Annotated in this window: 14 protein-coding genes; 7 read left to right on the top strand and 7 right to left on the bottom strand. The window is 40.6% G+C overall.

Going from position 1 to position 23809, the window contains the following annotated elements:
- Positions 1-19 precede the first annotated feature (19 nt).
- Positions 20-1072 carry a hypothetical protein gene (locus WSC_RS24260; RefSeq protein ID WP_016956525.1) on the bottom strand — a complete coding sequence of 351 codons (1053 nt, stop codon included), beginning with the start codon at positions 1070-1072 and terminating at the stop codon, positions 20-22.
- A gap of 470 nt (positions 1073-1542) precedes the next feature.
- On the opposite strand from WSC_RS24260, the gene WSC_RS0113780 reads away from it, so the two are divergent.
- From WSC_RS0113780 to WSC_RS0113750, 7 genes are all read left to right on the top strand, one after another.
- The gene (locus WSC_RS0113780; protein ID WP_016956524.1) at positions 1543-4935 is read left to right on the top strand and encodes a TonB-dependent receptor; all 3393 of its coding nucleotides are present in this window, start codon (positions 1543-1545) and stop codon (positions 4933-4935) included.
- 18 nt (positions 4936-4953) lie between these two features.
- On the top strand, positions 4954-6492 hold the full coding sequence (locus WSC_RS0113775) for a VCBS domain-containing protein (protein ID WP_016956523.1): 1539 nt from the start codon (positions 4954-4956) through the stop codon (positions 6490-6492).
- Between the two features lie 84 nt (positions 6493-6576).
- Positions 6577-8322: a VCBS domain-containing protein gene (locus WSC_RS0113770; protein WP_016956522.1), complete on the top strand. Its 1746-nt coding sequence runs from the start codon at positions 6577-6579 to the stop codon at positions 8320-8322.
- 637 nt (positions 8323-8959) lie between these two features.
- The gene (locus WSC_RS0113765) at positions 8960-12250 is read left to right on the top strand and encodes a TonB-dependent receptor (protein ID WP_016956521.1); all 3291 of its coding nucleotides are present in this window, start codon (positions 8960-8962) and stop codon (positions 12248-12250) included.
- Positions 12251-12273: 23 nt separating this feature from the next.
- Complete coding sequence (locus tag WSC_RS0113760) at positions 12274-13809, top strand: VCBS domain-containing protein (RefSeq protein WP_016956520.1); 1536 nt, start codon at positions 12274-12276, stop codon at positions 13807-13809.
- Positions 13810-13896: 87 nt separating this feature from the next.
- Positions 13897-15990: a VCBS domain-containing protein gene (locus WSC_RS0113755; RefSeq protein WP_016956519.1), complete on the top strand. Its 2094-nt coding sequence runs from the start codon at positions 13897-13899 to the stop codon at positions 15988-15990.
- Between the two features lie 310 nt (positions 15991-16300).
- The gene (locus tag WSC_RS0113750) at positions 16301-17977 is read left to right on the top strand and encodes a sulfatase family protein (RefSeq protein ID WP_016956518.1); all 1677 of its coding nucleotides are present in this window, start codon (positions 16301-16303) and stop codon (positions 17975-17977) included.
- On the opposite strand, the gene WSC_RS0113745 is transcribed toward WSC_RS0113750, so the two are convergent.
- From WSC_RS0113745 to WSC_RS22885, 6 genes are all read right to left on the bottom strand, one after another.
- Positions 17961-18617, bottom strand: coding sequence for a hypothetical protein (locus WSC_RS0113745; RefSeq protein ID WP_157447292.1), 657 nt, complete (start codon positions 18615-18617; stop codon positions 17961-17963). The genes WSC_RS0113750 and WSC_RS0113745 overlap by 17 nt on opposite strands.
- A gap of 167 nt (positions 18618-18784) precedes the next feature.
- Positions 18785-19747 carry a class 1 fructose-bisphosphatase gene (locus tag WSC_RS0113740; protein WP_016956516.1) on the bottom strand — a complete coding sequence of 321 codons (963 nt, stop codon included), beginning with the start codon at positions 19745-19747 and terminating at the stop codon, positions 18785-18787.
- Positions 19748-19757: 10 nt separating this feature from the next.
- Positions 19758-20846: a class II fructose-bisphosphate aldolase gene (gene fbaA, locus WSC_RS0113735; RefSeq protein ID WP_016956515.1), complete on the bottom strand. Its 1089-nt coding sequence runs from the start codon at positions 20844-20846 to the stop codon at positions 19758-19760.
- A gap of 330 nt (positions 20847-21176) precedes the next feature.
- Positions 21177-22097, bottom strand: coding sequence for a sugar kinase (locus WSC_RS0113730; protein ID WP_016956514.1), 921 nt, complete (start codon positions 22095-22097; stop codon positions 21177-21179).
- Positions 22098-22111: 14 nt separating this feature from the next.
- Complete coding sequence (locus WSC_RS0113725) at positions 22112-23026, bottom strand: DUF4861 family protein (protein WP_016956513.1); 915 nt, start codon at positions 23024-23026, stop codon at positions 22112-22114.
- A gap of 74 nt (positions 23027-23100) precedes the next feature.
- Positions 23101-23809 (bottom strand): hypothetical protein (locus WSC_RS22885; RefSeq protein ID WP_016956512.1); only part of this gene is annotated, 709 nt, incomplete at its 5' end.

Raw genomic sequence — 23809 nt, 5'->3', positions numbered from 1 at the left:
AATTTTTATCTATTTCAACTTACCTAAGTGTACCTACCACTAGAGCTCGCCATAAGCTTTGTGTCGGTTTGTTAGTAGAATGAGCACTAGGCATTACTTTTACTTCGACTATGTCGTTTTTGTTCAGTTGAATACCATCTACTGATAAATAGATTTCTTTGTTATCCACTTGCATAGGTGGGTTAACAAATTTGGCAACTTCTTTGCCGTTCAGCATAATTTGAAAACTAGATTGACCTATTTTTTCTGATAAGGTCACCAAGGTAAGTTGATGCGTACCAACCTCTCTTTTATCCACTACATATTTGAAGTTTTCTTGTGCATCCAATATCCGCTTATATTGCAGTATGCCTTTTAGTTGCTGCTTTTTTGGGAACTCGCTTGGGGTTGATACTGTTGGCTGAATGGCAGTCCCTTGAGGTACAAAAGACTTGTCTTGCGTTAAAATAATTTTATCTAACTCAAACCCATCTTCACGCATAGATAACATCAAGTTGTGTACGCCTGCAGATGGCACTTCTATGCTGACTGTATTAGGTGTACCACAATGATTATCTGGCACCCTACGAGCAGATGACCAAGTCCACAGATCTTTACCGTCACATAACTGCAAACGCGCACTTGATTCAGGCCATTGATTATTTAACCCAAAATGTACGCCATTGTCTTCGCTGCCCGTACTAAAAGCTCGTGCCCAAATATAATAAGTACCAGGTGTTTCAAACAACACAGGGTATGAAAGCACCGCAACTTCCCCGCCAAATTCGGCAAAGTTTTCACCACGCACTAGGGTTTCATGGTGGTTTGCACGGGTGTCGGGCAATAACTCAATATAGGCTCCCCCACTGGCATCATCATAGTGTGGTAAGTCACTGTCTTGCATGTCGTGATGAAAATTGTATTGCGAAAATGTATGCCAGCTTCGTTTTTGGTCTAAATGCTGGGTTGCAAAATTTTCAGCTTCAATTGCGACGAATCCATCTTGTTCAACATGAGCAGTAACTCCGTTAGCAAATGCTTGAGCCACAGCACTGCCAATAACAACGCTTAATATAAAGGTCTTTTTTAACAAAATTGCTTCTTCCTACATTGAAACATAAAAATCATAACAACCAATTAAAACATCATACAAAATCATTTTCAATTATATCATTGCAGTTCCAACTGAAAGCTAACAAATAAAGAAATTGATACCCCCTATCAAAAAAAATTTAATTTTTTTTGATAGGGGGTATAACTACATTAGTTCCGTTGCTCTACAATTTATAAAAAGCCTCAACAAAAATAAAATAAAAACATTACAATACAAAAACTTATAAAAACAACCCACAGTTAAAAACCTGAAATACATCTGAGTTTCAGGCTCACAAACAAGCATACCGAACAGTGCAAAATATCAGTAAATATCCACTTCAACACCCTGGTTCATAAGTGACCACCGTTGACTGACTGTGATTATTTTGTTTCCCTATATATGTCCGTAATGTTATCGACAGGTTAACGCGGTGAAATAAAACAATTCCAAATATAGGCGAGATGCTCATGGGAAATACCAAAGTAAACAAACAACACAAAAACTTACACAGGTCGCTACTAATTAGCGGATCAGCAAGCATACTGATGACGTTGTTCTCTCAATCAGCCGTTGCGGCAGAGGTTAACGCAGCATTAACTGACGCAGACGAAGAAATGGAAACCATTGAGGTTTCTGGCGTTCGTAGCTCATTAGAAAACGCATTAAATACAAAACGAGAAGCGCTTTCGATTGTAGATGCAATATCAGCGACCGACATTGACGCACTACCCGCACTAGATTTAGGTGAAGCACTACAAGCCATTCCGGGCATTCAGTTAAATACGGATGACGGCTCACGTAACTCGGAAATTAATTTACGCGGTTTGTCAGGCGGATTTGTTAAAACAACGGCTGAAGGGCAATCATTTGCAACACCAAGCCGCAGCATGGGCACAGTTGGTTCTTCAAACCCATTTGGTTCATTTGAAGCAGGTGTATTTGATGGCGTAACTGTCGTTAAATCACCAACTGCAGATATGCAAGAAGGTGGTATTGCAGGTGTTGTTGATAAAAAATTACAGCGCGCTTTAGGTAAAAAGGATGGCAAATATTCACTGAATATTGGTGGTCGATACGAAGAGTTGGCAGAGAATTGGGATAAACAAATTAAGCTATCTGCTTCAAAACACTTGATCAAAGACAAACTTGCTGTCGCTTTTAAAATTGCCGCTTCAGAGCAAAACTTCCGCCGTGACACAGCTAACTTCACTCAATACACTGCGTTAAATGAAATTAAAGATCATTCAACAGAATACTTTAAATTCATCAGCAAAGAAGATTTAGAAGCGTACAAACAACAGTACGGTATTACCGACCCGTTATCAATTATCAAAGTAATTGGTAAAGCAGGCCAAGTAACTGAAAATTCACGCGGTGACCGTGTTTCTTTTACTGGTAATATCGAATACAAAGTAACAGATTCTCTAAAATTAGGTGCAAACTTTCTATACACCAAGCGCGACTTGGGTGAGAGTAATATGGAAGATGTGCAGTTTTCTATCGCGAACGGTGACGATAAAGGCCGCTTAGACACACAAAAAGTTGAGTTACTTGATGCTCCGATTCGTTTAAGTGACAATGCAAATAGTCAATATGATCCAGAAATTCATGATCCCGCGTTAGCAACAATCCCGGTTTATGCAGTTACCGACGTTAAGTTGACCAATGTATCTTGGACACCATCTAATCGATTAACCTCACAAAAAGAGGAAGCTAAAGGCATATTTTTATATGCAAATTACGCAAATGATGATTGGTTAATTGATGCCACGGTGAGCAAATCTAGTTCATTTAACGAGTTCCAAATTCAAGGTTTAGATTTACGCCATACCAATAAAACCAACAAAAAGTATAAACTAGTTAGTGGTGAAGAATTTTATTACGCACCAACAGGAATCAATGCAACCATCAATACAGGCAAAGGTAATTTAAAAAATGCCTCAGCGACAATTGAAGGCTTTGACACTTGGAATTATTCGGATGTTAACGGCGTTTTAGGCCCAATAACCGAAGAAAATGAGGGTCTTAGATTCGCCAACGGTTGGAGTAGAGTACCGGTAGATTCATTTGGCAGCACATTGAACCCTGCAATCAACCCAAAAAATTACGACGACTTTCCTGAAAATTACTTTCCTGCAATGGTGGATGCTCCAGCAGCAATGACACCTGAGGAGATAGCAGCTTTATCTCAAGAAGAAAAAGATGCTAGAGCAGAACAGCAGAAATTACATGATGACGCAGTAGCGGCGCGTGAGAAATTTGGCGGCAAGTCTCTTGATTATTATGTAAATGGTCGTGTGCAGCGTCCAGAAAGAGAATTTGAGTCGGGTGAAATCAATTTTGAACGTTATACCGATATTGGCAATGATACCTTTAGACTCACAAGCGTTAAATTTGGTGGTCGCCACTCTCGTGAAATCTTAAAAACTTTCGATTTACGTGTTGGTGGTGGCGCCATGAATTTATCACAAATCAACGAAGACGTATTGTACAAAGACAGGTTGTCATCTGACAACCAAACAGTCTACTTTAATGGTGATTACCCAGGCCACTACAACTCAAGTAACGGCTGGCGAGTGTTGGATTCGGAAAACCTTAAAGAGTTAGTTCAACAAGACATGGTAGCCTATGACAAAGACGGTAATTTAGTCGAAGAATGGGAAAAAGCCGACCCCACAGGTTTTGCGTTAAAACTAAAGAGTGGTGATCCAGCAGATAACGCCGAAAACCAACTGAACGAATTTTACCGATTTAATTTTAACGCTGACCAAGCAATTAATGCGGTTTACCTAATGGGTAAATTTGAAGGCGAGTTTGGAGATATTGCCTACACAGGTAATATGGGTGTACGTCATGTTGAAACCACTAACGATGTTATTGGTCAAGGTTTTGACGACGAAGGTAAAGCTATTGCTGTACTGACAGAAACAGATTATGAACACACATTGCCATCTTTTAATATGGCGCTCGAACTTACCGACGATATCGTGTTGCGTACTGCTTATTCTGAAGGTTTAGTTCGTCCTAACCTAATGTCTCAAACGCCAAGCCCAGTGTTTGAAAATGGTCGCACGCGTGTGCGTTTAGAAAACTCAAAAGCAGAAGTATTGCCCTACACTTCAAACAACTACGACCTATCACTAGCTTGGTATAACCGCGACGGTTCTGCTATCTCAGCCGGTATTTTTGTTAAAGATATCGAAGGGAAAATCCAAACTGATACCATCTGCCCAGTCGGCAATCATGAAGCATATGAAGTGGGTGAACTTGAACTTGTTGCCGATGGTAGCGCCACGGGTCTTTGTCAAGAAGTTGGTGAATACGATCCGGGTGATGGTGGTGACATTGTTTCAAACCGTAAAGTAACCATCAAAGAAACCTACAACAGTGATATTCCAATTAGAGTAACAGGTTACGAAATTGCCATTCAGCAAAAATTAGACTTTTTATCTTACCCGTGGAACGGTTTTGGTGGTGTATTTAACTTTACCAAAATTGACCTAGACGAAGGTGGTGGCCAGCCAATGACCCGCATAGCTCCCTACTCAGGTAACCTAATTGGTTACTACGAAAATGACGGCTTCAGCATTCGTTTAGCCTACAACTGGCAGGATGAAAAGTTATTAAGTGCTGGTGGTAACACATCGTTTTTAGGTAGTGATGCGCGCACGCAAACAGCTGGTGGCCGTTTAGATTTAGCGACCTCTTACAAATTCAATAGAAACTTAAAAGTGAACTTAAAAGCCTTCAATTTAAATAACCGTCAAGAGTATGAGTATATTGGTGGTAACGATCAAGCCATTAGCCGCATTCGTTACGCGGGCCGCATCTACTCTGTGAGCTTAAGTTACAACTTTTAATTTTACAGGAATAATCAAATGAAAAAACAGATTCTTGCAATGTCTATGATTACAGCCTTGTCAGCTTGTCAATTAGACAATAGTGATGCGAAAAAAGTACCAGCAAACTTTAATAATGAATTTGAAACACAAATCGGTTTTGATGGTACCAAAGGTGAAACTATGCAAGTAGAAATCACCTTTGGCCATGGCAATGCCACAGGGGTTATCGGTGTAACTGATGTCAATTATGGTGAAGCAGATCCTGACTACACTCTAGTTCCAGAAGCTATGTATGGCACTTTCACAATGACAGAAGCTGGCGACGGTGAATGGGCCTATGATTTGGATGAAACTCACTCAGAAGTTGCCGCCCTACGTGGTAACCCTAATGCAACGCTAACAGATACCTTAACCTTAACCTCAGTTGATGGCACCCAAGATGAATTGGAATTTGTAATTAAAGGTACAGATTCAACCAGTGAAGCAGAGTTTAGAGGTGCTTTAGTTGCTAATGTTTCGTTAACCGGCACCTTTGCTGCGGGTACGGCTGAAGTTTATGACGCTAACTTTGAAGAGTCATATTTTCAAACGGATATAGCGGCACAATATGGTGAATTTACCATTGAACCAAGTGGCCGCTGGACTTATCAACTGGATAAACGCCACCCAGATTTGCAATCGTTAATCACTCCTGAAGACTCAACTAGCGAAACCTTTATGTTGAAGTCAACAGACGGTACTGAAGTTGAATTCACGGTAAATATCACAGGTGCGCCACTTAACTTTGCTGCACAAATCCCAAGTGAAACTGACTTAACCAGTGTTTTTGCAATCGACCTGCGTCAAAGCAGTGAAATAGGTAGCAGCGAACCTCAAGAAGGTAAATTGTTATTCAGAGCTAAAATCACTGAGGACTTATTAACAACAGCCAAATTGGGTATGACATGTAGCCGCTGGAATGGTAATAACGACGGTGGTGGTGACAACCGTAGACTTGCTCAATTCTATGTTGATGGCGACAAAGGCGGTGAGTTTTCAATGTGGTCAGCTGAAATTGTTGCTGGCGGTTCATATGAAAACGGTAGCGCAGACTATGCCAAAGACGATGATAATAAGTTCATTACCGACAAAGTCATATTTGACCATATGTTCACCCCAGGTGAATGGACTGACATAGAAATGACTTGGCAGTACGACGCTGGTAAGGCACTTAACTACCTAACTTTGTCATTTGATGACACACCAGCTTCGTCTGAACATGGTGCTATTCCTGCGGACCCGACACAAAAAATTGTCGCACAAAGCGTTGCGGGCTCTAGCTTATACAAGTGTTTAAATGAAATGCGCTTTTTCGTGCAGAAAAACGCTGAAAAAGGCGGTTTGGGTGCACTATTGATTGATGACATCAAGTTCTACAAAAACATCAATGCCGATGTGCTGTTTGACACAGCTGATTTTGAAGAAAGTTTCTCAACCAATAACGCTGGCGATCTTGTTAAAGACATTAGCAACAACGGAACAACCTACTACAAAAATATCACCACAGACAACATTACAGTTGTGCGTGATTTATAAGCTAGCAATTAACCCATTACGAACAAAACCAGATTGCTGCTAGCAATCTGGTTCAAAGAAAAGAATACGTAATAAGGAAGAATGATGAAAAAACAATTCCTAACATTATCCATTATTGCTGCTTTAACTGCATGTAGTAGTGATGATGACAAAAATGCCACAACCGAAGCAACCCCAGCGCAGCTATCAGGCGATTTTGCAGGTGTAGCGACAAAAGCTGATTACAGTGCAAGTGGCCGTGTATTAATATCTGACGCAAATGACGGTGAAGCATTAATTTACCCAAATACCCTTGAAGGTAGCTATGGTACTTTTTCAATAAATGCTGCAGGCGATTGGGAATATAAGCTTGATAAAACCAACGAAATGGTCATCGCTTTAGTGAGCTCGGATATGCCGTCGTTGCAAGAAAGTGCTTTTAGCTTTAAGACGGCCGATGGTACAACGTCTAGCGTGGCCATTAGTGTAGATGGCATAGACGTCCCAGCAACATTTAGCGGTGCACTAAAATTTAATGTAATTTATGATGACGGCAGTGCATCTGGTACAGTAAAAGTGCAAGATGCTAACCCAGCAGAAGCGCTTTTCTCACCAACTCAAACACTTGAAGCTATGTATGGTGATGTCACCTTTGATACAGATACTGGCACTTGGACTTATACGCTTGACCAAACTCAAGCAGATGCAATTGCATTAAATTATCAAGGAGAATTAGACGATGCTGACGTGCCTTCGTTAGAAGATACTTTCACTATTAAGTCGCTTGATGGTACTGAGCAAGTTGTTACCATTACAGTTAAAGGCTCACAACTTGTGCCAGCTGTAATTGAAGGCCTACCTGAAGTTGATGAAAATGGCATCTCAGCAGTGGCGGTGAACGTAAATAGCATTGATGCTGCTGGCGCTTTAACCATAGTCGATCCTAACTTTGGTCAAGCTAAATTCCAAGTACAGGAAGAAGTTGCAACTGCTTATGGTACCTTCAATATTGATGAAATGGGTGCATGGACATATCAACTAGACAATACCAACGCAGAAGTTGTCGCGCTAAAAGGTGACGGTACTGCACCAACGCCTTTATCTGAATCAATTAAAGTGATGGCAATAGATGGCACCGCAGTTGATATTCCCGTTACAATTAACGGTTTAGTTGGAGGCAACTTAGCAGCTCAAATAAACGGAGATGCAAGTGACGGCAGTTTTGTCATAAACACCCCAGTTGACGCCCATACCTCGGGTAAAGCGACCTTTAGGGTTCAATACCCAGAGTCGGCATCTAAAGATGCAAGAATTATATTCCATGGTAAAACGTATAAAGGTGCTGGCGAGCCCCAAAGAACCATGGCAAATATAATACTTAAATCAAATGGTACTATACGTATGTTTAATGGCACAGGCGCAAGCTCTAATAGCAACGCTTTCGAATTGGAGCAAACACATGTAAAAGGCCAATGGTTCGATCTGGCATTTACCTGGGATGCAACACAAGCCGTAAGAGATGCGAATGGTGGATACCCAGAGGTTTCCTTGTCAATTGACGGACAACAAATTACATCTGCCGGCGGTGAAGTTTCGGGCATGCCCTTTCCTGCATTCGCGATATCTTCATCTATTCTTAACCAAGGATCAAAATTTATTGGCTTCGAAACAAAGAATGGCTCTGGTGGTCCTCTGTATGTTGACGATATAAAAATCTATTCTGATGTGTCAGGTACCACTGAAGTGTTTACCGAAAATTTCGACACCTTAAATGAAGGCGCTGAGATTTCAGTTGACTACACTAATGACAGCAAAACCAAACAAGTGGTAATTGGCCCAATAGCACCGTAAATACATCCAAATACCACTGCCATTTGGCAAAATGTTCAGAAAATAGCGCTACCCAGGTAGCGCTATTTTTTTAAATTTTTATCTAAACCAAGGGTAGCAATTTTCCAACTTATCCACTTTGCTTCATGAGAGCTCTGCAATTTTGTTGCTAGGATTCAATAAAGCGACACCCATCAATAATTAGCACACTAACTAGTCTAAGATAAAAGTTACTTTCAACACTATATATTGTTCAATCATCACCCTTCCACAGATAAAATAAAATCACTTAAATTTCAAAACCTTATTATAAAAAATTTCACGCAAGCACTTTTAACCACTAAAAATCCAACCAAAAAACACCACAAAATGAAATAAAATTACATATATTTAATTAGATTACGAAATACAAACCAAAACCGACACTACAAATTTAAAAACAGTGACAAAAAAAGCAAAAAACACAATAAATTATCAACTTAACACTTAACCACCAGGCAAAAACAACCTCAGTGTAATTTTTTTACGAAATTCAATTAAAAAATGATTGTTATTGAGTGGTTTTTAAATAAAATGACTATGTTTTATTGTTGTTAAAAGCTAGTTAACGATATTTTGAATAACTAAAAATCACCCAATCGAACACGGGAAACTCAGAATGAAGATCACAAAAAATAACGGTATCCACCGACTCAACAAGTTGGTTTTGGCACTCAGTACCGCTGGTTTAGTTTTGTCTGTAAATACCTCTGCTTTTGCGGCAGAAGCCGATGACAGTGAAATTGAAACAATTGAGGTATCTGGTGTGCGTAGCTCACTAGAAAACGCACTAAATACAAAACGCGAAGCACTTTCAATTGTAGATGCAATTTCAGCAACCGACATAGATGCATTGCCAGCCCTAAACTTAGGTGAGGCTTTACAAGCAATTCCTGGCATTCAATTAAATACCGATGACGGTTCACGTAATGCAGAAATTAACTTACGTGGTTTGCATGGCGGTTTTGCTAAAACCACAGCCGAAGGTCAGTCTTTTGCAGCCCCAAGCAGAAGCGGTGGTGACGTGGGTGATTCTAATCCATTTGGCTCTTTTGAAGCAGGTGTATTTGATGGTGTAACCGTCATCAAATCACCGACGGCTGATATGCAAGAAGGTGGTATTGCAGGTATAGTTGACAAAAAACTCCAACGCGCATTAGGTAAAAAAGATGGTAAATATTCGTTAAACCTTGGAGGTCGTTACGAAGAATTATCTGATAACTGGGACAAACAAATTGCTTTTTCTGCCAGTAAACATCTAATCAAAAATAAATTAGCGGTTGCGTTTAAAGTAGCAGCGTCAGAACAAAATTACCGTCGTGACACCGCCAATTTTACTCAATACACGGCGCTAAATGAAGTTGTAAACCATGAAACACATTACACCCAATTTATCAGCAAAACTGATTTAGAAAATTATAAAGCGCAACATGGTATAACTGAACCTTTGTCAATTGTTAAAGTAATTGGTAAGGCTGGTCAAGTCACTGAGAACTCACGCGGTGACCGCTTTTCATTTACCGGCAACATCGAATATAAAGTCACAGATTCATTAAAAATTGGTGCAAACCTGCTTTACACCAAACGAGATCTGGGCGAAAGCAATATGGAGGATGTGCAATTTAGTATTGCCGATGGGGATGATAGCGGCAGATTGTCAACGCAAAAAGTTACCTTGCACGGCGCGCCGATTCGTCTTAGTGACAATCCAAACCCATATTACGATCCAAATATCCATCACGCTGATCTTGCAACTATTCCTGTATACGCAGTAACCCACGCAGATTTAACTAACGTGAGCTGGACACCATCAAACCGTCTATCGTCGCAAAAAGAAGAAGCAAAAGGTATATTTTTGTATGCCAACTACGCAGCGGATGACTGGTTAATTGACTCGACCATCAGTAAATCAACCTCTTACAACGAATTCCATATGTCAGGGCTTGATCTACGTCACACTAATAAAACCAATAAAACATTTAAAACCGTCAGCGGTGATACATATTATTACGCACCAACAGGCATGAATGCCACAATAAATACCGGCAATGGCAACTTAAAAAATGCATCGGCAAGCCTTGAAGGGTTCGATACATGGAACTATTCAGATGTAAATAACATTTTAGGCGATATTCCTGAGGAGCAACAATGGAACACTTTCGATAGTGGTTGGAGCTCTGTCAGGTTAAATGCTTTCGGTAGTACCCTAAATCCGTGGATCAACCCGGTTAATTTTGCAGACTACCCTGAGGGTTATTTCGACCCTGAGCACGAAAACTACAACGTACAAAAATACGCAGCGGAAAAAGTTGGAGGTAAATCACTAGATTATTACGTAAACGGCCGTGTGCAACGCCCTGAACGTGATTTTGAATCTGGTGAAATTAATTTTGAGCGCTTTACCGATATAGGCAATGACACGTTTAAAATCACCAGTGTTAAGTTTGGTGGCCGCCATTCACGTGAAATGTTAGAAACTTACGATGTTCGCGTTGGCGGTGGTGCTATGAACTTAGCAAACATAAACGAAAGCGTTTTATACCAAGCGCAACTGTCGTCAGACGGCCAGACCGAGTATTTCAACGGAGAATACCCAAACTACTATAACTCTAGTAACGGCTGGCGAGTACTAGACTCGAAAAACCTTAAAACTATAGTCCAGCAAGGCATGGTTGCTTACGACTCAGATGGCAAAATAATTGAAGATTGGGCAATTGCTGATCCAACAGGCTTTGCAGTCAAACTGGCATCTGGTGACCCTGACATTGATCCAGAAGCTGGTTTAAACGAGTTTTATCGCAACAATTTTACCGCAGACCAAGCAATCAATGCAGTTTACCTTATGGGTAAATTTGAAGGTGAAATGGGTGATCTAGGTTACACAGGTAATTTGGGTGTACGTTATGTAGACACATCAAATGACGTTATTGGCCAAGGTTTTGACGAGCGCGGCAACGCTATTGCAGTATTAACCGAAGTTAACTATTCACACGTGCTACCGTCATTCAACATGGCTGTTGAATTGACCGATGATATCATATTGCGTACTGCCTATTCTGAAGCTTTAGTTCGACCAAACTTATTGGCACAAACACCTAGCCCTGTGTTTGAAAATGGCCGTACCCGAGTAAACTTGGAAAACTCCAAAGCAGAAGTTTTACCCTACACGTCAACCAACTACGACTTATCACTCGCTTGGTATAATCGTGAAGGTTCAGCAATTTCTGCTGGTGTATTTGTTAAAGAAATCGAAGGAAAAATCCAAACCGATACGATTTGCCCAATCGGCAACCATGCGGCATACGGTGTTGGCGAATTGGAAATAATTCCAGACGGTAGTGAGTTAGGCCGCTGCCAAGAAGTAGGTGAATACGATCCAAATGACGGTGGTGATATTGTTACAAACCGCAGAGTCACCATTAAAGAAACATACAACAGTGACATTCCTGTCACCGTTACTGGCTACGAAATAGCCATTCAGCAAAATCTCGACTTTTTATCTTACCCTTGGAATGGCTTCGGTGGTGTATTTAACTTTACCAAAATTGATTTGGACGAAGGTGGTGGTCAGCCTATGACACGTATCGCCCCGTATTCGTACAATTTAATTGGTTATTACGAAAATGATGGATTCAGTATTCGTTTAGCTTACAACTGGCAAGATGAAAAATTATTAAGCGCAGGCGGCAACAAGTCTTTCTTAGGAAGTGAAGCGCGGACACAAACCGCAGGTGGTCGTTTAGATTTAACCACATCATATAAACTCACTAAAAAACTAAAAGTCAACTTGAAAGCCTTCAACCTAAACAACCAACAAGAATACGAATATATAGGTGGCAACGAACAAGCCATCAGCCGTATTCGTTTTGCTGGTAGAACCGTGTCAGTAGGCTTGAACTATAGCTTTTAATCAAATTTTGCGAGATTAACCTAATGAAAAAACAAATTATTGTATTGTCAATGATGACTGCCCTGTCTGCATGTCAATTAGACAATAGAGACGACAAAAAAGTAGCTGCAAATTTTAACAATCAATTTTCAACCCAAGTGGGCTTTGACGGCACTGAAGGTAAAGGGCTGGATGTAGAAGTAACTTTTGGCCATGGTTCAGCAGCTGGTGTGATTATTGTTACCGACGTGAATTTTGGTGAAGCTAAACTAGATTACAGCAAAGCACCCGAAGCGATATACGGCACTTTTGCTATTGCAGAAAACAATGATGGCGAAGCCAGTTGGAGCTATGATTTGGACGAAACCCTCAGTGAGGTTCTAACTCTACAAGGCAATGTCAATGCTACGTTAACTGAAACTCTGACACTCACCTCGTTAGACGGTACAACAACTGATTTAAATATCCTAATCAAAGGTGTTGCATCAGACATCCCTGCCGAATTTAGAGGTGCGTTAGTTGCAAACGTATCTTTAACTGGTACAGAAGCTTTTGGCAAAGCCGAAGTTTATGATGCTAACTTTGCAGAATCTGCCTTCCAAGCAGTTGGCGAGACAAATCAGCCTAAGTATGGCACTTTTGTTATCAGCCCTGAGGGGCGCTGGGAATATAACCTGAATAAACGACACCCAGACCTACAAAGTTTAGTCACCCCTGAAGATTCAACATCTGAAACATTTACCATTTATTCAACCGATGGTACGCCAATTGAATTTACCGTAAACATTACCGGCGCTCCGCTCAATTTCGCAGCGCAAGTTCCGAGTAGTACAGATGAAACTAACGTGTTTGCAGTTGATTTCGCACAGAGTGGCCTCAAAGAATCAAGCGGTAAACTTGTTTTTAACGCTCAACTTACGCTTGATTTAGCAACCTTTGCCAGCATAGGCATGACATGTGGTAATTGGAATAGCAACAACGATGGTGGTGGTGACAACCGCCGACTAGCACAATTTTATGCACAAGCAGATGGTCAATTTGAAATGTGGTCGGCGGAAATTGTGCCAGGTGGTTCTTATGACAAAGGGTCTGCTGATTACGCTAAAAACGAGAGTAATCAATTTATCACCGAAAAAGTGGTTTTCGACCAAATGTTCACCCCTGGTGAATGGTCTACTTTTACCATGACATGGGATCACGACGCAGGCAGTGCATTAACTTACCTAACTTTGTCACTTGATGATACACCAGTTAGCTCTTCACACGGAGCTATCCCAGCGGATCCAACACAAAGAATCGTCGCTCAAACCGTAGCAGGCACCAGTTTATACAGATGTTTGGAAGAAGTGCGTTTTACCGTGAGAAAGAACGCAGATCTTGGTGGTACTGGTGCTTTATTGATTGATGACATCAAATATTTTGCCAATAAAGATGCTGACGTCAAATTTGATACGCCGGATTTTGTAGAAACTTTTTCTAACAATAATGTAGGTGATTTAGTTAAAGACATCAGTAGCAATGGTGCAAAACATTTCCAAAGTATAACCACAGACAATATTACGGTTGTTAGCGATCGTTAATTGACGAGTCTAGGTAATTTTTAGTTAAAAAAATCAGATTGTTATCAACAGTCTGATTTTAAGAAAAGAACAAATAAAGGAAAGATGATGAAAAAGCAATTCCTGACATTATCCATAATTGCAGCACTGACTGCTTGTAGCAGTGACGATGACACTAATACTAATCAAGAACAAGTACCTGCAGAGTTATCTGGTGACTTCTCGGCTACTGCTACAAAAGCACTAGATCCAACAGGAACAGTGGTTGTAAACGATAGCAACAAAGGTGAATCTATGATTTTCCCTGTCGCTCATGTTGGTGCCTACGGTAGTTTTTCAATTAACGCTGCTGGTGAATGGGTATACACATTAGACAAAAAAAATGCAGACATTGTAGCATTAGTCAGCTCCGACATGCCCTCGTTAACAGAAACACCTTTTTCGTTTAGAACCGTTGATGGTGTAACTTCGTCGGTTGCGATAACTATTGATGGTATCGATGTGCCAGCTACGTTCAGAGATGGCTTAACCTTTTCAATCTTTAATGACGACGATAGTGCAAGCGCGACGGTAAAAGTTGCAGATGCAAACCCAGCAGAAGCATTTTTTGCACCAGAGCAAACACCAACGGCCATGTACGGGGCAGTCACTTTCGATACAACAACGGGTAAGTGGACGTTTAACATTGACGAAACTAACTTGGACGTTCAAGCATTAGACTATGTAGAAGCCTTGCCAGCTGGTCAACAGCCACCAACATTAGTCGATACCTTTACAATTAGTTCTTTAGACGGGACTGAACAAGTTATCACTATTACGATTAAAGGTTCACAATTAATCCCAGCAACGTTTGCAGGTGAACTAACCTCTACCATTACCACTAATGATGGCAGTGCAACTAAAATCGTTACTGTGTCTGATACCAGACCTGCAGACGCCTTTTTTGCACCTAATCAAACACCGACAGCTACTTACGGATCTGTTAGTTTTGACTCTGACAAAGGTGAATGGACATACACTATTGATCAAAGCAATGCTGACGTTGCTGCATTAAATTATACAACTGCAACTGACCAGCCACCTAGCCTAGCAGATTCTTTTGTAATTGAATCTCTAGATGGCACTCAAGCAACGATTGCTATTACTATTGAAGGTTCACAGTTTGTTCCTGCTGTGGTTTCAGGTTTACCAGTTGATGACAATGGCGATTCAACTGCAATTACGAATGTTAATTCTGCTGAGTTAACCGGCACATTAACAGTCACTGACCCTAACTTTGGTCAAGCTAGATTCCAAACTCAATCTGCTACAGTAACAACCTATGGTACTTTTAGTATTGATGAAAATGGTGCTTGGGTGTATCAAGTAGACAAAACCAATGCCGAAGTATTGGCATTAACAGGCACCAGCACACCATTAACAGAATTAATTAAAGTTACCACTATTGACGGTACAGCAGCAGACGTTCCAATTACCATCGCTGGTTTAGCGGGTGGCAATTTAGCAGCCCAAATTGGTGGCGGTGCGGATTTAGCTTCGTTCTCAGTTAAGTTCCCAAGCCAACAAGCTACAGGTAAAATCAGCTTTAACGCATATTTAGATGCCAATACGCTGAAAGATGTCGACATGGTGCTTTGGGGTAACAATTATCACTCTTCAGATATCTATCGAAGCGTTCAAGTGATGGCTGCTAAAGCCGATGGTACTTTTGATATGCGTAGTTCAACATGCCAAGACCCGAGTGATTCAGACGTAAACTGCCCGAAAAAAGCAACCGATGATTTCCAATTATCTACGACTGATGGCAACATTAATGTTGGCGGTAAATGGTTTAACGTTGAACTTACTTGGGATGGCAGCAGCGCAGCTAAAGGTGTTCCTTATCAAATGACTTTGTCTATTGATGGTGCACCTGTACGCGGTACAGAAATCACCACAGATGTGTTTGATGCACACGGCTTGATCACTTCAGGTTTGGTCACAAGAGATGGTAGCAATTTCTTTGAATTCCGAGTAAACAAAGATGCGAACGCGTCATTTTATGTTGATGACTTAAAAGTGTTCTCTGATGTCGCTGGTACAACTGCAGTAATCTCGGAAGATTTTGATACTTTAGCTGAGGGTTCAGATTTAAGTACAAACGCAATTTCTGATGACTCTCGAACAACTGGAACGACAGTTGGTCAAATCGACAAACCTTAAATATACTTAGTTATATGCCTTCAAATAGCGCCAATCAAGGCGCTATTTTTTTCCTCCTCCACCCTCTAATCCTCTAATCACTCATCTGTTATCGAAGGCTAAAAGCACACAAAGTCATGAGAGCTAGATTTAACCTAGCTTAAATAATCACATTCAATCACAAGAAATACAAAATAGCAGAAATATAGACTGAATTTGACTTATTATGTTAATGTCAGGTAGTTTCAAATAAATATAATTTCAAGTTATAGCAGAGTAAACCATGCCCTCTACGAAAAGATTTAAACTCAGCCTCAGCCTAATTTCCGCGATGCTTGTGCTTACCAACGCACCTAACCTACAAGCAGAAATTGCAAGCGCAAATAAACCCAATATTCTTTGGTTAGTCATTGAAGACATGAGTCCTGCTTTACCTGACTACGGTGACTACACAATTAAAACGCCTACTATTAGTGAACTTGTAGAACAAGGGGTTAAATATACCAATGTTTATTCAACCTCTGGTGTTTGTGCGCCAAGCCGAGCCGCATTGGCAACTGGCATGTATCCTAGTTCTTTTGGTGCTAATCACATGCGCACTACTTCAAATACCGACGAAACGGGTTTACCTAAGTATGAAGCTGTTCCACCTGAAAATGCCAAAATGCTCAGTGAGTTAATGCGCCTTGAAGGTTATTACACCGTAAATAATTTAAAAACTGACTACCAATTTAAAGAGCCTGCGACCGCGTGGGATGAAAATGGTCCGTATGCACATTGGCAAAACCGCTCTGCAGGCCAACCGTTTTTTGCCGTGTTTAATTTTACCACCACCCACGAATCCGGTTTATTTGAACCCTATGGCATACGTAAAGTCGAATCACGTCATTATTTTTCTAATGATGTAGCGCGCATTGCAGAACTACCTAAACATCATGCAGTTAAAACCACAGAAAACGAAAGCCCGATTCATCTACCAAAAGATACCAAGTTCAATATTCCACCTTACTTACCTGATACGCCCCTTGTACGTCGCGATATGTGGAAAATGTACAACAACCTAGCAGAAACTGATCGGCAAATAGGTGCAGTTTTGCAATTACTCAAAGACGATGGTTTATTAGATAACACAATTATCTTTTTTTATTCTGACCATGGGGGACCGCTACCTCGACAAAAGCGTTTAATTTATGACAGCGGTTTAAAAGTACCTCTAGTGGTGAGATTTCCAAATGGAAAATGGGCAAGAACGACTGACGATCAGTTAGTCAGCTTTGTTGATTTTGCACCGACCACACTGGCTTTAGCTGGCGCAAAGATCCCAGAAAATATGCATGGACAAAATTTCTTAGATGATAAAAAACGTGAATATGTTCACGCAGCCGCAGATAGATTTGATGGATTTACCGATGTAATCAGAGCGGTAAAAAACAAACAATTTAAATACATCCGTAATTATCGGCCAACTCAAGGATATTATTTGCCAGTCGCGTACCGTGAAAAGATCCCAACCATGCAAGAGCTCTTGCGCTTAAAAGAACAAAATAAGCTCAATCTATATCAAGCACAATGGTTTCGAACAACTAAACCCGTTGAAGAATTGTTTGATACTATCAATGACCCTCATGAATTACACAACTTAGCAGGCGATCCTAAGTACAAAGACGTGATTGACGAACTGAGCGTTGAAATGAATCTTTGGTTAAACAAAATTGGCGACAACCCTAAGCTGTCTGAAAGCGCATTGATAGCTGAGCTATGGAATAATCAAGGCAACCAGCCGGTTACAGCAAAACCCACAGTGTCACAAATCTCTGGACAAATGTTATCGGTGAGCAGTGCAACAAAGGGTGCCTCAATTGGCTATAAAATAATCCAAAACGGTTTTGAACCCAACGCTTGGTCTATTTATACACAGCCAATTTCAATTGCGAAAAATACTCAAGTGAAAATATTCGCCCATCGCATTGGTTATCAGCCAAGCGAAATTACTACTTTAAACTTTTAACGAAAAATAATTTGGAAAGCTCTTGTTCTATCTGAGGTTTTAAAGCAATCAGCCTTTTATTTAAGTAAGGGTAAGATTCATATTCAAAAAACAAGGCGGCTTGGTAAATTTGGTTAATATGAGCCGTCTCGGCCCTTGCTTGAATTGTCTCAGCTCCAGCTAAAACAAGATCAACCCGTCTCGACTGTAACATTTTTAATGCAGCAGTTAAGTGGACAGTAGGGTAAAGATTTTCAGTCAAGTTATGTTCCGCATTGAATTTTAAGTTGATCAGTGGTCCACGTGGAAATGCGACTTTTAAACCCTGTGTGCGAATTTCACTAGCATCATTTATCTTAAAATTGGCATCGGCCGACCAAGCACTAAATTGACTACGTTTAACCACAACATTTAATTTGACTAGCTGGTCTGTTTGTATTATTTCTTCAAAGCCTTCAATACTTGCGCAATGTCCGTCTGTACGTCCGTGCTTTGTTTGTTCAATAGCTCTCGCCAAACTTGAATAAGCCATAACAAAGTCATAACCTAAGTTTTGAAAAACCTGCTTATACGCACTTTCTAGATGTTGAGCAAAAATGGAATTCTCTGGGGCACCACAAGAAAAAGTAATGACAGTGTCTTGATTAGTTTGCAGCTGCATATTCGCATAGGTTGACAACGGAAAAAGCGCCAACAAAATTATAATTCTAATCACCATAACAACAGAAACAGTTAAACTTGGGTGTATCATAACGTAAAAACAAAAAAGCGGTAAGTGAACGCAAACTATCACTTACCGCCATTAGTGTTGGCTTATTTAAACACTGGCTAACTGTTTAAATAGGCGTCGACTTCGTTGGCCGCACCACATACCACAGCAACACGCTGATGTAATGAAGTAGGCTGAATATCTAAAATACGTTGTTTATTAGCAATCGCTTTACCACCAGCATTTTCAACTAACATAGCCATTGGGTTTGCTTCGTATAACAAACGTAGCTTAGCTGGTTGTTCTGGGTTTTTAGTATCTTCTGGGTATAAGAAAATACCTCCACGCTGCAATACCCTATGTACGTCACCAACCATAGCGCCGTTCCAACGCATGTTATAACGTTTCTCTCGAGGACCTGTTTCACCGGCGATTAAATTGCCAATATAGGTTTGAGTGTTCTCATGCCAAAACCTTTGATTCGCCATATTAATTGCAAACTCTGAGGTGTCTGGCGCGATTTTCATCTCGTCTTGCGTTAGCAAATAACTGCCATTTGTGCGGTCTAAGGTATATAAACGAGTTGGACCACCTGTCGTTAAGGCCATCATGGTTGACGGGCCGTACAATACATAACCTGCAGCAAGCTGAGCATTTCCAGGCTGAGCAAACTGTAGCGGTGAATCCGCTGGTACGTCATCACGCGCAGCGTAAATGGTAAATATGGTGCCAATTTGACCGTTAATATCTATGTTTGACGAACCATCTAATGGATCAAACGCAACAATATAAGCCGCACCTTCTTTTCCAGCTACCACATTGTCTTCTTCTTCCGATGCGATTGACCGTACATCTGGCGAATTTAGCAACATATCTTTTAATAGCTGGTTAGACAGAATATCGAGTTTCTTTTGTGTTTCCCCTTGGATGTTTTCATCTAAGGTTGAACCTAATACGCCAGATAAAGCACCTTGACTAACTCGAAATGAAATTTCTTTGCTAGCCGCAAGTATGGTTCGCAAAACCATAATCAATTCTAATGGTACGCCATCCGCACGTAATGCTGGAATAAGTCTTTTCATGGCTTGATCCTTATACGTAACGATTTACGCAATTCAGCTCAGCGAAAGATTGCTCTAAACGTTTTACCATAGATTCTTCAGCTAAACGTAACCAAACACGTGGGTCGTAATATTTTTTGTTTGGTTTGTCTTCGCCATCAGGGTTACCAATTTGAGTTTGCAAGTAACCTTCATTACCTTGGTAATACTCTTTAATACCATTCCAAGTGGCCCATTGTGTATCTGTGTCAATATTCATCTTGATCACGCCGTATTCAATCGCTTCGTGAATTTCAGCCGCAGATGAACCTGAGCCGCCATGGAATACGAAATCTAAGCTGTTATGCGGCAAAGAAAACTTCTCAGACACATACTCTTGAGAGTTTTTCAAAATAACAGGGGTAAGCTTTACATTGCCTGGCTTATAAACGCCATGCACGTTACCGAATGATGCTGCTATGGTGAAGTTTGGACTAATTTTGCTCAGTTCTTCATATGCATATGCTACATCTTCTGGTTGAGTATATAGTGCAGAGCTATCTATACCCGTGTTGTCAACGCCATCTTCTTCACCGCCAGTACAACCCAGTTCAATTTCAAGCGACATGCCCAATTTAGCCAATCTCGTTAGATATTCTGCACAAATCTCGATATTTTCTTGCAGAGGCTCTTCCGACAAATCAATCATATGTGAGCTGAATAAAGGTTTACCTGTTTGCTCTACATGTTTTTCGCTGGCTTCAATTAAACCATCAATCCAAGGTAATAGTTTTTTAGCTGCGTGGTCTGTATGCAAAATAACAGGTACGCCATACAGTTCAGCAACTGCGTGGATGTATTTTGCAGCAGCTACCGCGCCTTCAACCGCAGATCCCAATCCTTGATGTGTATCAAGTTTAAGGCCCTTACCAAGGAAAAAGCTTGCTCCACCGTTCGAAAGTTGAATAATAATTGGGGAGTTAACCTTGCGAGCAGCTTCTAAAGCAGCATTCGCTGAATGACTCCCTACAACATTAACCGCCGGGTACGCAAAGTTGTTGGCTTTTGCATAACTCAATAATGCTTGTACGTCGCTACCTGTGGCGACGCCTGGTTTAACCATTTTGATTGTGTCTGACATAATATTTACCATTGAATATTGTTAACTGACTGACCTGTCTGCGTTTAACTGTCGAGTGTGACCTTGCTAAACAGCTACTGCATCAAGCTGACGAACATTATATATAGCTAATGACTTCAACATGTTTCAGATATGAACATTTGCACCACTAAACAGTCACTATGAAACATATTAGTGCATTTTTAATCATTCGTATAATATTTAGTTTTTTATAGGTAGGGATTACAAGGGTAGTTAACAGAACAACGGTGAAGATAACGTGAGGCACTCGCTTACAGGCAAACAGGGAGCAAGCACTTGGTGTGCCTCACGTTAAAACAGGAAATGTATCTACATATATTGAGCTATGTCTAATTGAGGATCTAAAATCGCGCCAGGAAATTGCACAACAACCCGGGCAACATCACATGCATGACTGATTGCTTGTTCTACAGCTAAACCTTGCAAACGCGCTGCCATATAAGTGCCTGCAAAAGAGTCACCAGCGGCTGTTGCATCCACTTGTTTAGGGGCTGCTTTAAACGGAATATGGCATTGTTCATTTGTTGAAAAACCAAATACCCCAGCTTTACCCGCTTTAATGATCAACTCTTGATAACCAAAAGGCTTGATATAAGCTTCAATTGCTTCCGGGCTAGTATGACCATATAGGGTTTGATGGTCATCTAAGCCTGGCAATAAAATATCCGCTAATGCATAACACTTATCGAAATAACTTTGTGCATGCTGTTTATCACGCCACAGTCTTTCACGATAGTTTGGATCAAAAGCTATTTTTAAGCCTTGTTGCTGATAAGTATTTAAATAAGCCAACAATTTGTCTTTATCTTCATCAGATAAAATAGCCAGTGAAATACCACTAAAATAAATGACAGTATCAGAGGAAAATTCAAGCGAATTTTGACCGTCTAACAACTCTATTATTTTGCTTGCGGCTGAGCCTTTACGCCAGTAGGTAAAGAAACGTTCACCTGTGCTGTCAGTATTAATGCTATAAATACCGATATTAGCTTGCGGGTGCTGCCACATATATTGAGTGCCAACACCATATTGTTGGCACTGCGCAACCAGTTGTTGGCTATAATTGTCTTGGCCAACCCCTGTCATAAATTCAACCGACAAATCTTGGTCAAATCGTTTTGCATACACAGCAGTGTTGAGCACATCCCCAGCAAAAGATTTATGCAGTGAGCAGGCATCTTTTTCTCGCAGCTCTAACATAGCTTCGCCAATTACAACTAATGTACTCATTTTTGCTCCTGAATTTATTTAGCGAAACCGTTATTATTTAAGTAATTTTGCCATTGAGCAAAAGTCACTATGTCTTTGGCTTTTTCCCAACCATAACCAGCTTTGTATTCGATTTGGCCTTTGCTGTCGGTTTCCAACAAAATAAGAGCATGGCCTTGGTCATAAACACCGTTGCTTAAAACAGTCTTAAAACTCAATATTCTTGACGGTTCCACGGCAACTGCTGTGCCTAAACCGTAACCATCCATCACTTCCCAGGCGGCAAACCAACCTTTTGCTTGATTTGAAGCTGTAGTTGCTTTTTCATCATGTGTGGTTATACCCACAGTAACAGGCAAACTAGCTGCAACTTTGCCATCAACATAAAAAGTTGATGTTACATTAAATAATCGCTGACCAAGTTCAATGCTGATAAGCTTCTCTTCTTGGTAAGTTTTACCTTGAATATCGTGTTCGTAATATAATTTGAAACTGGTTTTAGCTGTGGTCTGCTCAAGTATTTCCCACTTAACCCAAGTTTCTAATGGCTCTCTCTTGCCATTTAACCATAATGATGTACCACCACAACCTGCAGTTGGGCCAACGTGATAGTTGTCTAAACCTTCACCATGATCTTCGTGATAACTTTGCCCTTTTTCAAAATGTGCTTTGTACCACTTGTTAACGATTGGATAATTAACTCGTTTTAACCAACAATCAACACCTGAGTTTTCTGCACCGCTGCGCGCTGCAGGACCATATGCTCTGAAGGCGACTAAATCATTTTCCCATGCAAAATCGTCTTTACGCTCTGGCACATAACGTGCGAAAGTTGATCTGTTATCTGCTTGGTTTGCTGCTGTTGCACCTGTGTTATCTGAATCGCTTGTTGATGTACAACCAATTATTAAAGATGCGACTAATGCACTTAATACACCCGTTCGAAACATATTAGCCTCTCAATTTTTCTGTTTTTAGCTAGTTATAAAAAGTTAGCACCGCCAAGGCGGTGCTAAAAGGTTACTTATACGTCGTATGTTGTTGATGCAGTGTCACCACCACGACCAGTCCAGTTAGTATGGAAGAACTGGCCACGTGGTGTGTCGATGCGCTCATATGTATGTGCACCGAAGAAGTCACGTTGTGCTTGCAATAAATTAGCCGGTAAACGTTCACTTCTGAAGCCGTCAAAATAGGTTAATGCCGCACTTAAACATGGCACCGCTAAACCATTTGCAATGGCTTGACCCACTACGTTTCTCCAGCCAGATTGTGCATCTGTGACTGTTTGGCAGAAATAATCATCTAATAAAAGGTTGTTCAAATCTGGATTAGTGTCAAACGCAGTTTTGATGTTACCTAAGAATGCTGAACGAATAATACAGCCACCACGCCACATTAATGCAATGCCACCGTAGTTTAATTTCCAATCAAATTCTTTAGCTGCTTCTTTCATTAACTCGTAACCTTGAGCGTATGAAACAATTTTAGAAGCTAACAATGCTTGGCGTAAATCTTCAATAAATGCAGCTTTGTCGCCAGAAAAATTAATTTGTGGACCGTTTATTTTCTTCGCAGCTTCTACACGTGTTGCTTTTTGCGCAGAAATACAACGTGCAAATACTGATTCAGCAATCAAAGTTAGTGGTACACCTAGATCAAGTGCAGTTACACCTGTCCATTTACCTGTACCTTTTTGCCCTGCTGTATCTAAAATTTTCTCAACTAATGGC

The organism is Catenovulum agarivorans YM01, from assembly GCF_000281085.1.
GTDB classification, from domain to species: Bacteria; Pseudomonadota; Gammaproteobacteria; order Enterobacterales; family Alteromonadaceae; genus Catenovulum; species Catenovulum agarivorans.
This window is presented reverse-complemented; position numbering and strand designations above follow the sequence as displayed.

Bases quoted from the DNA above. Each gene is read 5' to 3' on its own strand.
- WSC_RS0113780 (WP_016956524.1), top strand. From the start codon at position 1,543: ATGGGAAATACCAAAGTAAACAAACAACACAAAAACTTACACAGGTCG.
- WSC_RS0113725 (WP_016956513.1), bottom strand. From the start codon at position 23,026: ATGTTTCGAACGGGTGTATTAAGTGCATTAGTCGCATCTTTAATAATT.
- WSC_RS0113770 (WP_016956522.1), top strand. From the start codon at position 6,577: ATGAAAAAACAATTCCTAACATTATCCATTATTGCTGCTTTAACTGCA.
- WSC_RS0113740 (WP_016956516.1), bottom strand. From the start codon at position 19,747: ATGAAAAGACTTATTCCAGCATTACGTGCGGATGGCGTACCATTAGAA.
- WSC_RS0113750 (WP_016956518.1), top strand. From the start codon at position 16,301: ATGCTTGTGCTTACCAACGCACCTAACCTACAAGCAGAAATTGCAAGC.
- WSC_RS0113760 (WP_016956520.1), top strand. From the start codon at position 12,274: ATGAAAAAACAAATTATTGTATTGTCAATGATGACTGCCCTGTCTGCA.
- WSC_RS0113765 (WP_016956521.1), top strand. From the start codon at position 8,960: ATGAAGATCACAAAAAATAACGGTATCCACCGACTCAACAAGTTGGTT.
- WSC_RS0113775 (WP_016956523.1), top strand. From the start codon at position 4,954: ATGAAAAAACAGATTCTTGCAATGTCTATGATTACAGCCTTGTCAGCT.
- fbaA (WP_016956515.1), bottom strand. From the start codon at position 20,846: ATGTCAGACACAATCAAAATGGTTAAACCAGGCGTCGCCACAGGTAGC.
- WSC_RS0113755 (WP_016956519.1), top strand. From the start codon at position 13,897: ATGAAAAAGCAATTCCTGACATTATCCATAATTGCAGCACTGACTGCT.
- WSC_RS0113730 (WP_016956514.1), bottom strand. From the start codon at position 22,097: ATGAGTACATTAGTTGTAATTGGCGAAGCTATGTTAGAGCTGCGAGAA.
- WSC_RS0113745 (WP_157447292.1), bottom strand. From the start codon at position 18,617: ATGCAGCTGCAAACTAATCAAGACACTGTCATTACTTTTTCTTGTGGT.